Raw genomic sequence first — 14,904 nt, forward strand, 5'->3', positions numbered from 1 at the left:
AGGCCAAGATGTTTTCCCGCCGAGGATTTTTGGGCAGCGCCGCGCTTGCCGGCGCGTCGGCCATCAGCGGTCGCGTCCAGGCCGCTTCGATTCCGGAAGCCCCGCACATGGACAAGGTGACGATGCAGCCGCCGCTGCACCCCATCAGCGGGCCCGACTATCGCCCCGTGGTCACGCTGAACGGCTGGTCGCTGCCGTTCCGCATGAACGGCGACTGGAAGGAATTCCATCTCGTCGCCGAGCCCGTGGTGCGCGAGTTCGCCGAAGGCATGAAGGTGAATTTGTGGGGCTATAATGGCCAGTCGCCGGGCCCGACCATCGAGGCGGTCGAGGGCGACAAGGTCCGCATCTTCGTCACCAACAAACTGCCCGAATACACCACCGTGCACTGGCACGGCATGATCATTCCGAGCGGCATGGACGGCGTCGGCGGATTGAACCAGCCGCACATCGAGCCGGGCAAGACCTTCGTCTACGAATTCGAGATGAAGAAGAGCGGCACCTTCATGTACCACCCGCATTCCGACGAGATGGTGCAGATGGCGATGGGCATGATGGGCATGGTCGTCGTGCACCCGCGCGATCCGAATTTCCGGCCCGTCGACCGCGACTTCGTCTTCGTGATGAGCACCTATCGCGTCGATCCCGGCACCTATCTGCCGCAGGTCAATGAGATGACCGACTTCAACATGTGGACCTGGAATGCGCGGGTGTTTCCGGGCATCGATCCGATGCCGGTGCGGCTCGGCGACAAGGTGCGCGTGCGCATCGGCAATCTCAGCATGACCAACCATCCGATCCACCTGCATGGCCACAGCTTTGCGGTGACCTGCACCGATGGCGGCTGGATTCCGGAGAGCGCGCAATATCCGGAGACGACGACCGACGTGCCCGTCGGCGCTGTCAGGGTGTTCGACGTGCTCGCGGACAATCCCGGCGACTGGGCGTTCCACTGCCACAAGTCGCACCACACCATGAACGCGATGGGACACGACGTGCGCAACCTGATCGGCGTGTCGCGCAAGGATCTCGCCAAGGCCGTCGGCAAGCTCGCGCCGGATGCGATGGCGATGGGCTCGACCGGCATGGCGATGGGCAACATGGAGATGCCCGCGCCCGACAACACGCTGCCGATGATGACCGGCACCGGCCAGTTCGGGCCGATCGAGATGGGCGGCATGTTCACGGTCGTGAAGATCCGCGAGGACCTCGCGCGCGACGATTACCGCGATCCCGGTCCGTACAAATTCCCGCAAGGCACCGTCGCCTACGAAGTCACCGCACCGGCCGCAGAGCCGGCGCGGCAAAAACCAGGCAATCCGCCGATGAAGAACATGAAGATGTGAGCGTTTCGATGAACCACCAACTGGAGACCACAATGAAGAAGACCGTCACCTTCGTCCTCGCGCTGGCAGCGCTCTCGATTTCGTCCGCCGGCGCGCACGAAAATCACGGCCATACGACCTTTTCAGCGGGCGAGCCCGGCGATCCCAAGAAGCCGGCGCGCACCATCGAGATCGCGCTGAGCGAGATGTCGTACGAGCCGTCGAAGATCAATGTGAAGCGCGGCGAGCAGATCCGCTTCGTGCTGCGTAATGTCGGCAAGGAGGACCACGAGTTCCTGCTCGCGACCACCAAGGAGAACCTCGCGCATGCCGAGGTGATGAAGAAGCATCCGCACATGGAGCATGACGATCCGAACGGGGTGCGGCTGGCCCCGAACAAGACGGCCGAGATCGTCTGGAAATTCACCAAGGCCGGCACATTCGAATTCTCCTGCCTGATCCCCGATCATCGCGAGTACGGCATGGTCGGCCGCGTCACCGTGAAATGAGCCAAAGGAGAGAGCCATGAACAAGACCATCCACATCGCCACGGCGCTCGCCCTGAGCGCAGGCCTGACCTTCGGCGCGGTCGCGGCGCAGAGCGCTTCGATCGGCGGCGAGGTCAAGAAGATCGACGAGGGCGCGGGCAAGATCACGCTCAAGCACGGCCCGGCCAAGAGCCTCGGCATGGAGGAGCCCATGACCATGGTCTACCGCGTCAAGGACCCCGCGATGCTCAAGCAGGTGAAGGTCGGCGACAAGGTGACCTTCGAGGCCGAGGAGGCGTCTTCGGGGTACACGGTGACGAAGATGGAGAAGGCGAAGTAAGGGGCGCTTTGCCACCTGCCCCGTCATTCCGGGATGGTCCGCAGGACCAGACCCGGAAGCTCGAGATTCCGGGTTCGGTGCTTCGCACCGCCCCGGAATGACGCCCGCCCCCCGAAACGCCCCTCCCAGCAGTCTTGCCGCACCCTCCGTTAACCCTTTGCTAACCATACACCGGGCAAAAGTTGCCGGGTGAAGTCGAGTGTCGTCGGCCGCGTTAGAACGGGGGATCCCCTGTGGACGCCAGTGCGGTGCCTCACTTTCGGAACGGCGGCCCATCGGCCGCCGCGCAGACGTTTGGGGCGCGCGGCCGGCAGTCGCGCGGGGAGGCAGCTACCATGGTCGACGTCACCGCGGGACAGGGCGTAGGCGGCGGAAAGCCCGGCGTCCCCTCCCTCAACGAGATCGTCAACGTCCTCAAGCGCGGCGACATCGCGCTGGCGCTCGGCATCCTCACCATCCTGGTGGTGCTGATCCTCCCCCTGCCCGCGATCGTGCTGGACCTGTTCCTGGCGATCTCGATCACGCTCTCGATCCTGATCCTGATGACGTCGCTGTTCATCCAGGCGCCGCTGGAATTCTCGGCCTTCCCGACCATCCTGCTGATCTCGACCATGCTGCGCCTGTCGCTCAACATGGCCTCGACGCGGCTGATCCTGTCGCATGGCCACGAGGGCACGGACGCCGCCGGTCACGTCATCGAGGCCTTCGGCAGCTTCGTGATGGGCGGCAATTTCGTCATCGGCATCATCGTCTTCGCCATCCTGATCATCGTCAACTTCGTGGTCATCACCAAGGGTTCGGGCCGTATCGCCGAAGTCGCCGCCCGCTTCCACCTCGACGCCATGCCCGGCAAGCAGATGGCGATCGACGCCGATCTCTCGGCTGGCCTGATCGACGAGAAGGTCGCCAAGCAGCGGCGCAAGGAGCTGGAGGACGAGAGCGGCTTCTTCGGCGCCATGGACGGTGCCTCCAAATTCGTCCGCGGCGATGCCATCGCCGGCCTCCTGATCGTCTTCATCAACGTCGTCGGCGGCATGATCATCGGCGTGGCGCAGCAAGGCATGTCTTTCGCCGACGCCGGACGCAGCTACACGCTGCTGACGGTGGGTGACGGCCTCGTCACCCAGGTGCCGGCGCTGATCGTCTCGACCGCGGCCGGCCTGCTCGTCTCCAAGGCCGGCGTCTCCGGCGCCGCCGACAAGGCGCTGATGAAGCAGTTCTCCGGCTATCCGCAGGCGCTGGCGATGTCCTCGGCGGTGATGCTGGTGCTGGCGGCCCTGCCGGGCATTCCGACCATCCCCTTCCTTGCGCTCGGCGCCGGCGCCGGCGCGCTGGCCTGGCACGCCCGCAACCACAAGCGCACCGCGGTCAAGGCCGAGGAAGCCGCCAACGCCGCGCCCGCTCCGGGCATGCCGGGTGCGCCGGGCGCGGCCGCGGCAGAAGAGCCGATCTCGGCCGCGCTCAAGATCGACGACCTCAAGATCGAGCTCGGCTATGCCCTGCTGCCGCTGGTCAACGGGCCCGACGGCACCGACCGCCTCACCGAGCAGATCAAGGCGCTGCGCCGCTCGCTCGCGATCGAGATGGGCTTTGTGATGCCGGCGGTGCGTATCCTCGACAACGTTCAGCTCGAGGCCAACACCTACATCATCAAGATCAAGGAGGTCGACGCCGGCACCGGCAAGATCTGGCCGAACCAGTTCATGGTCATGGACCCCGGCGGCAGCCAGGTTCAGGTGCCCGGCATCCACACCACCGAGCCGACCTTCGGCCTGCCCGCGACCTGGGTCGATGCCAGCCTCAAGGAGGAGGCTTCCCTCAAGGGCTACACCGTCGTCGACGCCGCGACCGTGCTCTCGACCCACCTCACCGAGCTGCTCAAGGCCAACATGTCGGACCTGCTCTCCTATGGCGAGGTGCAGAAGCTGCTCAAGGAGCTGCCGAAGGAGCAGAGCGAACTGGTCAAGGACATCGTGCCCGGCCAGGTCACGGTCTCCGGCATCCAGCGCGTGCTGCAGCTGCTGCTCGCCGAGCGCATCTCGATCCGCGATCTCTCGACCATCCTCGAAGGCATCGCGGACTCGCTCGCCTTCTCGCGCAATCCGTCCACCATGGTCGAGCATGTCCGTGCCCGCCTCGCCCGGCAGATCTGCGCGCAAAACACCTCCTACAATGGCTATCTGCCGCTGATCGCGCTGTCGGCGCGCTGGGAGCAGGCCTTCGCCGAATCCATCATCGGCCAAGGCGAGGAGCGCAGCCTCGCCATGCAGCCCTCGAAGCTGTCGGAATTCATGACCGCAGTGCGCGAGGCCTTCGAGCGCGCCGCCCGCGAAGGCGAGGCGCCGGTGCTGGTCACCTCTGCGGCAATTCGTCCGTTCGTCCGCTCACTCGTCGAGCGGTTCCGCGCCCAGACCACCGTGCTGTCGCAGGCTGAAATCCACCCCAGAGCGAGGTTGAAAACGGTCGGAAGCATCTGATTTGCCTTAAGAAGCCGTGTGTTTTTCGGCCACAGGCAAATGGTTTTTGAGTTCCTGGTGCCTTGTGGACCAAAGGCCAGAAGGGCGCTCGGAAAGCACATTACAGCTTTGAAATAATTATAAAAAAGAACGATCAAGCGCCGCTTTTGATCGCGATCTTTCACGTCGTGTCACGCCCTTGTGATCGCCTCTTGGGAACGATCCGCCCAATACTAGGTTGTTGGGCACCGGAAGCATGAACCTGCCTCAAACGGCCGGCGACTACTTCGGGTAGGTGGCGGCAGGAGGCTTCCATGAACCACTCGATCTACAGCGCCGATCGCGCGACCCATTTGAAGATTGTGGTCGTCGCCCTCGTCGCAGGGATCGCGGTGGCGGGCTTCAGCATCACGGCACGCTCGGGTTCGGATGAAGGTCTGACCCAGACGGCCCGCGTCATCAAGGCCGGCAAGCCGGTCGTTATCACCAGCTCGAACGCGTCCCTCGTTCGATAAGGAGATCTGACAAGTTTTGTGAATTCACGCGGCCCTTTACCAGCCCCCCAAAGTCGCCACGTGGATATGTAGACGACCCCAACCCCAAGTCGACTACAGAAAGCGCCCGCCCCCCACGGGCGCTTTCTCACGTCTGGGGGTATGTTGCACCGTTCTCTCCTCTCGTCTCCGAGCCGCGCTGCGAGGGCACAATTGCATCATCATCTTCGTCATTGCGAGCGCAGCGAAGCAATCCAGGATCTTTCCGCGGCGGCGGTGTCCATTCCGTCATCCTGAGGTGCGAGTGGCGCAGTGCACCTGCACTGCGTCGCGAGCCTCGAAGGATGAACGGCCGAGACGCAGCTGGGCCGTCGCCCTTCGAGGGCCGCTGAAGGAGCGGCCGCCTCAGGGTGACGGAGATCGGTAAGCGCTCGCCGCAACATTGGACGTCTGAAACGTTAGACACGTCTTCGCCTTCTCGCGGCTCATCTCGCCCGAGCTTTGCCTATCAACTCACCCTCGATTGAAAGAGGGCGCAGGGAAGACCGGGTGCCGGCTGGCACCCGCGGTCCACTGTGCGAGGTAACAGTGAGAAGATCTGCACAGCGGCATACAGGTGAAGCCTGAACATCCGGCCTTCCCTGCGCAGTGGGCTTACGGCTTATGTCGCGCTCTCCCCGGGGAGCGATGCACTATTGCCCCCGTCGCCTTGCGGATGATCGATGCGAGGACCCGGTTGGGCCGCACGCATCACCGCAAGACTTGGCGCACAGACCCCGGGCGCCAGGACCACACGATTTTGCCGTACGCAGATCGCACCGGTCGTGTGCGCGACGTTTTTGCTCACGGTCGCCCGCCCTGCAAAAACCTTCGCGCCGATGTGACCCACGTCCACCGCCGCCCGGCCCACGTTCGTGACGATCGCGATACGCCCCTCTTCCTTGGGCCGGGTTGCGCGACAAATACGCCGTCTCCGAATTTCGGTAAAGTAGAATATTTTTGTCGGTGGGGGTTGCCCCACGGTTAGCGTGTTTTGCCCGTCGGGCACCGCGAGGGCTTGTGGCTGGGCCGACCCGACGAAACCCGAACCCTCCTCAATCTACATCCCCAAACTCCTAGGCGATAATGGATGAGAGATGTCGTCACGACCTGATGAACGAGAGCAGGTCGGGGTTGAGGACATCCGCATGCGTGGTGAGCATGCCGTGGGGATAGCCGGGGTAAGTCTTCAGTGACCCGCTCTTCAGCAGGTCGACCGCGCGCGGCACTGAACTTGCGAACGGGACGACTTGATCAGCCTCGCCATGCATTACCAGCACCGGCACGGTGATCTTCTTGAGGTCTGCGGTGTAATCTTCAAGCCAGGAGTCGACGGTTGCGTAATGAGCGAGGGCACCGCCGGCCATGCCCTGGCGCCACCAGTTGGCAATGATCGCCTCCGAAGGCTTCGCCCCATCCAGGTTGTAGCCGTAGAACGGATTCTCAGGGACGAAACGGTAGAACTCCGACCGGTTGCCCAGCACGCCTGCCCGGATCGCTTCGAACCACTCCGGCGGTTGACCGGACGGGTTGTCCTCGCTCCGGTACATGTTCGGCGTCAGTGAAGCGACCAGCGCCGCCTTCGCGACGCGCTCCTGGTGGCGAGCGACATAGCGAGCCACCTCACCGCCACCTGTGGAGTGGCCGATGTGGATCGCATCGCGCAGGTTGAGATGCTCGGTCAGGGCCGCGAGGTCGGCAACCCAGTGGTCCATGTCGTTGCCGGTGCCGGGCTGGTCGGACCGGCCGTGGCCGCGCCGGTCGTGGGCGATCACCCGGTAGCCGTGGCGAAGGAAGAAGGTCATCTGGGCGTCCCAGTCGTCCGCTGTCAGCGGCCAACCGTGGCTGAAAACGATTGGCTGACCTGATCCCCAATCCTTGTAGAAGATTTTTACGCCGTCTGTCGTCGTGATCGTGGGCATCGAGTCGCTCCATCTGCGCTGTTAGACATTCATCGAAAAGTTTGCGGCCGGAATTTTAGAGTCAAAGCCCCCAGCGAGCCCTTTCCTTGGCCTCGAGCGCGGGGATCACTTTGCTGAAGCAGGAGCCATCGGCCCAAAGGCCATGGCAGAAGACGATGCTGGGCTTCGGCGTCGACATTGTTCTTTGTCCCTTTTTGGTTGCAGACTGCGAGACGGTAAATCTCCCTTTGGCCGATGACCAAGACCTTGTAGGCTTCGAGCTATGCCTGGAAGATATACGAGGGGTCATGGAACTCCGGCACCTGCGCTATTTCGTTGCCGTCGCTGAAGAAGGCAGCCTGCTGACCGCCGCCCAGCGGCGACTGAACACCTCGCAGCCATCGCTGAGCCGGCAGATCCGCGATCTGGAAGCCGAAGTCGGCGTACAGTTATTGGAGCGCCAGGCGCGCGGCGTGACGCTGACCGCCGCCGGAAGAGTGTTTCTTGATCATGCGCGGCTGGCGCTGCTGCAGGTTGAGGCTGCAACGGAGGCGGCCCGGCAGACGGCGCAACCGCAAAGGCCCGTTCTTTCGATGGGTTTTCTCGTCGGGTTGGAGGTGATGTGGCTCCCCCAGCTTCTGCGCATCCTCCGCGAGGAAGCACCCGATGTTGAAGTCACACTCAGCACGCAATCTTCACCAGAACTCGCGCTCGCGTTGATGCGGGGAAAGTTGGACATAGCTTTCCTTCGTCCCGAGAAAGACAACGAGGGCGTCGTCTTCAAGATATTGGCGAAGGAGCCCTTGATTGCCGTGCTGCCGGCCGAACATCGTCTGGCCTCGCGCAAGAAGATCCGTCCCCAGGATCTCGCCCGCGAGATCTATGTCAGCTCGGCAAGAACGTCGCCCGTCTTGCAGGAGGTCATACAGAACTACGCATCCCGGGTCGGTATTACCCTGAAGGCGAAGTACGAAGGCGAAAACATATCGTCAGCCATGTCGCTCGTGGCCTCCACGGGCGGAATCAGCCTCGTCCCGCTCTATGCGCAGAACATGCTGGCACCGAACGTCGTTGCCAGAGCGCTCGAGGGCGGCACGCCAACAGTCGATTTGGCGCTGGGATACAATCGGGCCAATCCGTCGCCCCTGCTCCGCCGTCTCTTGTCCCGCGCGGATGAATTGGTCGCAAACGTCCAGAACCAGAGCATCATACGCTACGTTGAAGCTCAATAGCTGGCGGCGTTGGACGTCTGCTTCGGGTCATTTGCCGACGATTGGCCGATGGACGCATGGCCCGGCTCAACGGCGCGGCGCCCCATAAGTCGGCGGCGGCGCCTGCACGGTCGGCGCGGCGGCGGCGAAGAGTTCATCCTTGCTGCCGGTGAGCGGCGGATAGATGCGCTTGCAGTTGATGGTCTGCTTGGTTGCCTTCGCAGCCGCGCCGGTCGTGCGGACCTCGCGATCCCACCCTTCCGTATAGAGCGCACCCCAGCCGCCGAGATCGAGCACGGTGACGTACCAGTCGATCCGCAGCGGCAGCATCGGTTCACCGACGAGATCGGCCACCACATTGTGGCCGGCGAAGCGGCCCATCGGCCGGGCGAACTGGCAGGACATCACGGTCGGATGCAGCCCATCGACGACGCTGGAGGCAACGTCGCCGGCCGCGAACACACAAGGCAGATCCGCAACGCGCATGAAGGGATCGACCAGCAGGCGCCCGAGGCGATCGCGCGCACCCGGAAAATTTTCGGCCAGCCGGCTCGCACGCATGCCGGCGCACCAGATCACGGTCTGGGTCGGGATGAACTCGCCCGAGCTCAGGCGAATGCCGGCGGCCTCGATCGATACGACGCGCGCGCCGAGCCGCGTCTCGACATCGAGCGAAGCCAGCGCCGTCGCGATGACGGGACGCGCATGCGCGCCGATGGTGGCGCCCACGGCCGGATTGGGATCGACCAGGATGATGCGGCGGCTGCCGGTGATGCCGGCCCGCGCCAGCCTGTCCGGCATTTCGGCCGCGACCTCGATGCCGGTAAAGCCGGCGCCGACCACCACGACGGTCGAACGCCCCGGCGACGGCGCGCTGCGTCCGAGCGATGCGAAATGATCCTCGAGGCGAAGCGCTGCAGCATAGGTGTCGACGTCGAACCCATGGTCGGCAAGGCCCGGAATGTCGGGACGCATCACCTCGCTGCCGAGCGCCAGCACGAGGCGATCATAGCTCAGCGTCTCCTCACCGCCGCTGGTGACGAGCGATATCCTGCGATGCACCGGATCGATCGCTTCGACCTCGCCGAGGCCGTGCGTGACGCCGATCGGATCGAGCAGTTGTGGAAGCGGAAGCGCGACCTCGCTGAGGTCGGTCTCGTAATTGCGCACGCGGATGTTGTGATAGGGGTTACGGTCGATGAGGCGGATCTCGATGTCACGCCCCGCCGCACCCATCTCGTCGCGTTTGCGCGCGGCGCCGATGGCCGCCCACAGACCCGCAAACCCGGCGCCGAGCACGACGATACGCGCCATGTCCGCCTACTCGCACTTTCCAAGGATCCTGCGGCCTGCCCGCGCAGGTAGATATAGCCCATTCGATCGGATCGACCAACTGCGGCGGCGCAAGGCCGCTGCACGAAATCGCAGGCCCAAAATCGCAGGCCTAGGCCTCACGCAGTTCCGACGGCGTCGCACCAAAGCGCTTGCGGAAGGCGCGGTTGAAATAGGACAGGTCGGAGAAGCCCGAGGAATGCGCGATGTCACTGATCTTGCGCGCCCTCGCCCGGGGATCGCCGAGCTGCTTTCGCGCGAGCAGCAGGCGCTGCTCGAGCACGAATTCGGTGAAGGTGGTGCCGGCCTGCTCGAACAGCCGCTGCGCCTGGCGCGGGCTGAGCCCCGAGCGCGTCGCGACTTCGGCCAGGCAGAGATCGTTGCGACCGAGCGCGGCCATCACGTCGGCCTGCATCAGGTCGAGGCGGGCCGCCGCGTGCCCGCGTCCGCGCGCGAGGCTTGCGTGCTCGGCATCGGTGCCGAGCAGGAGACCGACGAGATCGACCATGTGCTGCGCGGTCAGGCGCTGGCCGACGGCGTCGAGATGCGGCGCGTGATTGGCGGCCAGTGCATGGTAACGGAAGATGGTCTCGGCGACCGCGCCGTCGGAGAGCACCTGCGAGAGCTTGTCCTCGGCGCGCGGATTGATGTCCAGCAGCGCGCGGCGCGGCATGCGGATGCTGGTGAAACGATCCTCAATGGTGTGGCCGACGGTGCCGGTGATGCCCATGTCGACGAGCACCATCTGCGCGGGCGCAAGCTCCACGGAATGGCCGTTCTGCCCGACGCGGACGAGGCCCGCATGTGCCGCGATCAGGACGAGATCGTCGCTGCCATCGGCAAGGTGGCTCTGGGTGCGCGAATATTGCGCGGAGGCGCCTTCGGGAATGGCGAGCACGATATTGTCGACCACGCTGACCTGGAGCCGGCAATCGATGCTGTCGCCCTGGCTCGGCCCGATGTCGAGGCCGCAGGCTCCGACGGCCCGCTCGCGCCAATGTTCGAAGGCCGGGCCGTGCGGCAGGCCTGCATATTGGTGAATGAAGATGCCCGGCGTTCTCGCTGCATCCATCTGATGTCTCGCCCCTCTTCGGCACAATGATCGGCCGCGCCGACTGCAAATTCCGGGGATTTGACGCGGCGAATTGCGGGGAGGTTCAAACCGGGATGGGATTTGGCCGGGCTTGTCGAAATGCGACGGCGGGATGGACGGCGGCGACAGGAACCGATGAATGATTTGTCGCGGGCCTCCGAACATTCCAGCGTCATCCTGGACCAGCGAGCGGAGCGAGCGCCGATCCAGGACCCATTGCCACAGGATCGAGTGGTTGTTCGCCGGTATGGCCACAGCTCACTGCTACCACGGGCTCTTGGGGTAATGGGTCCTGGCTTTCGCCAGGACGACGATGAAGCACCTACTTCTTCGCCGGCGGCTGTTGCTGCGGCTGCGCCGGCGGCACGGTCTCGATCAGCTTGCCGGAAAACACCGGCGCCGAGGTCGGCTGGCCGCTCGGCGAGCCGCCGGCCTGCTCGACGGTGACGGCGTAGGTCGCGCCGTTGACGAGGTCGGCATCGTAACCGGCGAGCAGCGGACGCGCGGTGAACTCGCCGGCGCCGATCACGCCGAGCGAGCGCGGGCGCGGCAGCTTGTCGGAGATCAGCCAGAGCTCGAAGCTCTTGCCGGGCTCCGGCGTGGCGCCGACCTTGCGCACGGTGAAATTCCGCGTCGCGCCGTCGATGGTGAGGATGAAGGCCGGGCCGCCGCCCGGGCCCTGCAGCAGCGCGACATATTGCGCGGACGCGGCGAGCGGCGCCGGCGCCTTCACCTCGACGGTCTGAATCCGCGGAGTGGGACGCAACGCGCCCGGCAGCGCGTCGGGCTGGAAGATCTGGAGCGACAGCGTCACCAGCAGCGCGGCCGCGAGCGCGCCGATGGCGGATGCGATGGTGCGCCAGCGCTTCACGCGGCCTTCGAGCCGGATCACATTGCTGTTGTCCACGACCGGCGGCGGCGGCGCATGCACCACGTCCGGATCGGGCGCGTGGACCTGCGGCATGAAGATCGGCGCGACGTCGGACAGCGTATCCGAGGCCGGCCGCGCCGCCTCCGGCTGCTCCGCGGCCGAAGGCTGCGGCTCGGCCGGCGGCGCGCTGTCCGAAGGCGGCGGCGACACGGCTTCAAACGAGGAAGCTTCAGGCGCGGGAGGCGGCGAGGCTTCGGCCTGCGCGGGCGGCTCCTGTGCGAATTCCGTCCGCGCGAGCTCGGCCCTGATGTTCTCCCACACGATCGGACGCGGCTCGATCGTGCCGACCATCTGGTTGAGGACGCCGAGCCGATAGGACCAGGCCTGCACGATTTCGGCGAATGCCTTGTCCACCGCCATCATGGTCTCGACCTGCGCGCGCTCGTCGGCGTCGAGCGTGCCGAGCGCATATTCCGCGGCGAGCGCGATATGGTCCTCCGTGTAGGCCATCACTTGCAGTCCAGAACCTTCCTCGTCGTCCGAGCCATCACAATCCGAGGCACTCCCGGATATCCAGCATGCTGCGCCGCAGCCACGTCTTCACCGTGTTGACGGGCGCGACAAATTTCTCCGCCAATTGCTCGCGGCTCCAGCCGTTGTAATAGGCGAGCAGCACGAGCTTCTGACGGTCCGGCTCGAGCCGACCGATGCATTCCAGGAGCCGCTTCAGCTCCTCGGTCATCTCCCGGCGCGCCAGCGGATCGGGACTGTCGGCCGCAACCTCCATCGCCTGAGGCTCCTCCTCGATGGAGGCTTCCGACTTCTTGCGCACGATGTCGATCGCACGGTTGCGCGCGATCGACGCCATCCACGTGATCGGCGACGAGAGCGCCGGATTGAACTGGCCGGCGCTGTTCCAGATCTTGACGTAGGTCTCCTGAATGACCTCCTCTGCGAGATCCTGCCGACGCAAGATACGGAGCACGACGCCATAGAGTTTCGCGCGCGTCGCGACGTAGAGGCGCTCGAACGCGGCCTGATCGCCCCCGGCGACCGCCTCGATCAGCCCGACCAGCTCTGCTGGCGTCAGCATTCAGCCCCCTGAAACGCGGCCCGTCGCTTCCCTTCACCTCTCCCCGACGGGGAGAGGTCGATTTGCGCAGCAAATCGGGTGAGGGGGCGCAGGACTAACGGCAGACCGTCACCCCTCACCCGGCGCCCCGCGCCGACCTCTCCCAAGGGAGAGGTGGGCACCGCCGTCGCTGGCACAGCATTCATTCCCGCTACCATAGCGCGCGGCAAAGCCGACCACCAAGGGGCGTGGCGCCGCGCTGTGGACAGCCCATACGAAAACCCGGACCTTGCGGGTCCGGGTTTGGCAAATCCTCGGCAGTTCTTGCGGCTAACGCCTCAGGCGACGGCGCCGATGCGGGCGCGCATCAGGCCGATGCTGTCGAGGTCGGCCTGCTCGCGGGCGTTTTCCTCGGCGCGTTCGCGGGCCTGGTCGCGCTCGTCGAGGAGCTCGACCTTCTTCAGCTCCTCGAAGGCCTCGGCCAGCGCGGCCTTGGCCTCGTCGAGCTGGCCCTTCAGCTCGTCGGCCGAGCGGGTCAGGTTCTCGCGGCGCTGGATCGCGGCCTTGGCGTAGGTCGGATAGGCGAAGTGCGAGGGATCGTTGATCCCGGCACGCTCCTGCTCGGTCTGGATCTCGCGTTCGAGATCGACCGACATCCGCTGGAAGTCGGCGATCATGGTCTCGATCTGGGTGACCCGGCGGCGCTTCTCGTCGACCTGGAACTTCTTCAGGCGGATGAGGGTATCACGTGACTTCATCGACTCGTACTCCCCAGAAGTCCCCTAGCTGCAAGACATACACACATTGGGACGGCACCGGTCTCCCCACAGGCCCGATTAGGGCCAAGACCGGCTCTGCTACTCTGTGGGATCGGATGATGAACTGACAAAGTTAGCGTTCCGTTTCCAAATTGCCGAGGATTTGCGCCAACTGCCGATAGCCGTCCGCCAGTGAGGCATTTTCGTCCTTGCGCTGCCGCAAGAACGCTTCCAGCGGCTCGTGCAGCCGGATCGCCTCGTCCACCTCGGGGCTGGAGCCGGCCCGGTAGGCTCCCAGCCGGATCAATTCCTCCATGTCGGCATAGGTCGCCATCACCGCCCGCGCCTTCTGGATGGTCGGCCAGAACTGCGGGTCGGCCGATTTGGGCATGGTGCGGGAGACGGATTTGAGGATGTTGATGGCGGGGTAGCGGCCGCGCTCGGCGATCGAGCGCTGCATCACGATGTGGCCGTCGAGGATGCCGCGGACGGCGTCCGCGATCGGCTCGTTGTGGTCGTCGCCGTCGACCAGCACCGTGAAGATCGCGGTGATGGCGCCCTCGCCGAGGCCCGGCCCGGCCCGCTCGAGGAGCTTCGGCAGCTCGGTGAAAACGGTCGGCGTATAGCCCTTGGCGGTCGGCGGCTCGCCGGCGGACAGGCCGATCTCGCGCTGGGCCATGGCAAAGCGCGTCACGGAGTCCATCAGGCAGAGCACGTCCTGGTCCTCGTCGCGGAAATACTCGGCGACCGCGAGCGTCAGATAGGCCGCCTGGCGGCGCATCAGCGCCGGCTCGTCGGAGGTCGCGACCACGACGACGGAACGTGCCAGGCCCTCCTCGCCGAGATCATCCTGCAAAAATTCCTGCACCTCGCGGCCGCGTTCGCCGATCAGCCCGATTACGCTGATCGCGGCATCGACGTTGCGCGCGAGCATCGACAGCAGCACCGATTTGCCGACGCCGGAGCCCGCGAAGATGCCCATGCGCTGGCCGCGGCAGCAGGTGAGAAAGGTGTTCATCGCACGCACACCGAGATCGAGCGGGCTACCTACGCGCTTGCGCGAATGCGCCGGCGGCGGCGTATTGCGGAACGGCATCGGCGAGGACCCCTGCGGCAGCGGCCCCTTGCCGTCGATCGGCTCGCCCAGCGCATTGACGACGCGGCCGAGCCAGGCCGCACAGGGCCGCACCTGGTTGGCGGCATTGGCGATGACGGCCTTGCAGCCGCGGCGCACGCCATCGAGCCCGGCGAACGGCATCACCACGGCATTGTTGCCGGAGAAGCCGATCACCTCGCAGGGGATGAAACGGTTGGCGCCGGTTTCGATCACCAGCCGCGCGCCGACCGACATCGCATGGATGGGACCTGCCACCTCGACCATCAGGCCGCGCACGCCGACCACACGGCCATAGATGTTGACGCCGTCGATGTCGCCGATCTGTTCGGCAAGGGCCTTCATGCAAGAGCCTTCATAAGGGGCGCGCCTTCATAAGAGGGCTTTCATGAGGTGATCGCCGTCGTGCC

At 65.1% G+C, this 14,904-nt stretch carries 13 protein-coding genes and 1 pseudogene; 6 read left to right on the forward strand and 8 right to left on the reverse strand.

What is annotated here, in order from left to right:
- The first annotated feature begins 8 nt into the window (after nt 1–8).
- The 5 genes from ACVJ19_RS42470 to ACVJ19_RS42490 all read left to right on the forward strand — a co-directional run bounded on the left by ACVJ19_RS42470 (nt 9) and on the right by ACVJ19_RS42490 (nt 5,124).
- Nucleotides 9–1,346, forward strand: coding sequence for a copper oxidase (locus ACVJ19_RS42470; protein ID WP_453955024.1), 1,338 nt, complete (start codon nt 9–11; stop codon nt 1,344–1,346).
- A 32-nt stretch (nt 1,347–1,378) separates the two neighbouring features.
- Entirely contained in the window at nt 1,379–1,834 is a 456-nt protein-coding gene (locus ACVJ19_RS42475; RefSeq protein WP_453955025.1) for a cupredoxin domain-containing protein, read from the forward strand.
- 16 nt (nt 1,835–1,850) lie between these two features.
- Nucleotides 1,851–2,153, forward strand: coding sequence for a copper-binding protein (locus ACVJ19_RS42480; RefSeq protein WP_453955026.1), 303 nt, complete (start codon nt 1,851–1,853; stop codon nt 2,151–2,153).
- A gap of 335 nt (nt 2,154–2,488) precedes the next feature.
- On the forward strand, nt 2,489–4,630 hold the full coding sequence (flhA, locus tag ACVJ19_RS42485) for a flagellar biosynthesis protein FlhA (RefSeq protein WP_453955027.1): 2,142 nt from the start codon (nt 2,489–2,491) through the stop codon (nt 4,628–4,630).
- Nucleotides 4,631–4,923: 293 nt separating this feature from the next.
- Nucleotides 4,924–5,124 (forward strand): hypothetical protein, encoded by a 201-nt coding sequence (locus ACVJ19_RS42490; protein WP_453955028.1) that lies wholly within the window; start codon nt 4,924–4,926, stop codon nt 5,122–5,124.
- 1,121 nt (nt 5,125–6,245) lie between these two features.
- Here the strand turns inward: ACVJ19_RS42490 and ACVJ19_RS42495 are convergent.
- Both ACVJ19_RS42495 and ACVJ19_RS42500 read right to left on the reverse strand, forming a co-directional pair.
- Entirely contained in the window at nt 6,246–7,064 is an 819-nt protein-coding gene (locus ACVJ19_RS42495) for an alpha/beta fold hydrolase (RefSeq protein ID WP_271582596.1), read from the reverse strand.
- Between the two features lie 88 nt (nt 7,065–7,152).
- Nucleotides 7,153–7,242, reverse strand: a pseudogene (locus ACVJ19_RS42500) (alpha/beta hydrolase); the annotation flags it as partial.
- Between the two features lie 109 nt (nt 7,243–7,351).
- Between ACVJ19_RS42500 and ACVJ19_RS42505 the strand changes: the two are divergent.
- On the forward strand, nt 7,352–8,275 hold the full coding sequence (locus tag ACVJ19_RS42505) for a LysR substrate-binding domain-containing protein (RefSeq protein WP_453955029.1): 924 nt from the start codon (nt 7,352–7,354) through the stop codon (nt 8,273–8,275).
- Nucleotides 8,276–8,341: 66 nt separating this feature from the next.
- Here the strand turns inward: ACVJ19_RS42505 and ACVJ19_RS42510 are convergent, their stop codons facing one another.
- The 6 genes from ACVJ19_RS42510 to fliI form a co-directional block, all read right to left on the reverse strand.
- Nucleotides 8,342–9,568, reverse strand: coding sequence for an NAD(P)/FAD-dependent oxidoreductase (locus ACVJ19_RS42510; protein ID WP_453955030.1), 1,227 nt, complete (start codon nt 9,566–9,568; stop codon nt 8,342–8,344).
- Nucleotides 9,569–9,698: 130 nt separating this feature from the next.
- A complete protein-coding gene (locus ACVJ19_RS42515) occupies nt 9,699–10,658 on the reverse strand; it encodes an AraC family transcriptional regulator (RefSeq protein ID WP_453955031.1) in 960 nt (319 codons plus the stop codon).
- Nucleotides 10,659–11,001: 343 nt separating this feature from the next.
- Nucleotides 11,002–12,060: an anti-sigma factor gene (locus tag ACVJ19_RS42520; RefSeq protein WP_453955032.1), complete on the reverse strand. Its 1,059-nt coding sequence runs from the start codon at nt 12,058–12,060 to the stop codon at nt 11,002–11,004.
- Nucleotides 12,061–12,097: 37 nt separating this feature from the next.
- Nucleotides 12,098–12,643, reverse strand: coding sequence for a sigma-70 family RNA polymerase sigma factor (locus tag ACVJ19_RS42525; protein WP_453955034.1), 546 nt, complete (start codon nt 12,641–12,643; stop codon nt 12,098–12,100).
- A 317-nt stretch (nt 12,644–12,960) separates the two neighbouring features.
- On the reverse strand, nt 12,961–13,380 hold the full coding sequence (gene fliJ / locus ACVJ19_RS42530; RefSeq protein ID WP_011084990.1) for a flagellar export protein FliJ: 420 nt from the start codon (nt 13,378–13,380) through the stop codon (nt 12,961–12,963).
- 133 nt (nt 13,381–13,513) lie between these two features.
- Nucleotides 13,514–14,839: a flagellar protein export ATPase FliI gene (gene fliI / locus ACVJ19_RS42535; RefSeq protein WP_453955035.1), complete on the reverse strand. Its 1,326-nt coding sequence runs from the start codon at nt 14,837–14,839 to the stop codon at nt 13,514–13,516.
- Nucleotides 14,840–14,904 lie beyond the last annotated feature (65 nt).

This window comes from Bradyrhizobium sp. USDA 376 (assembly GCF_054063675.1).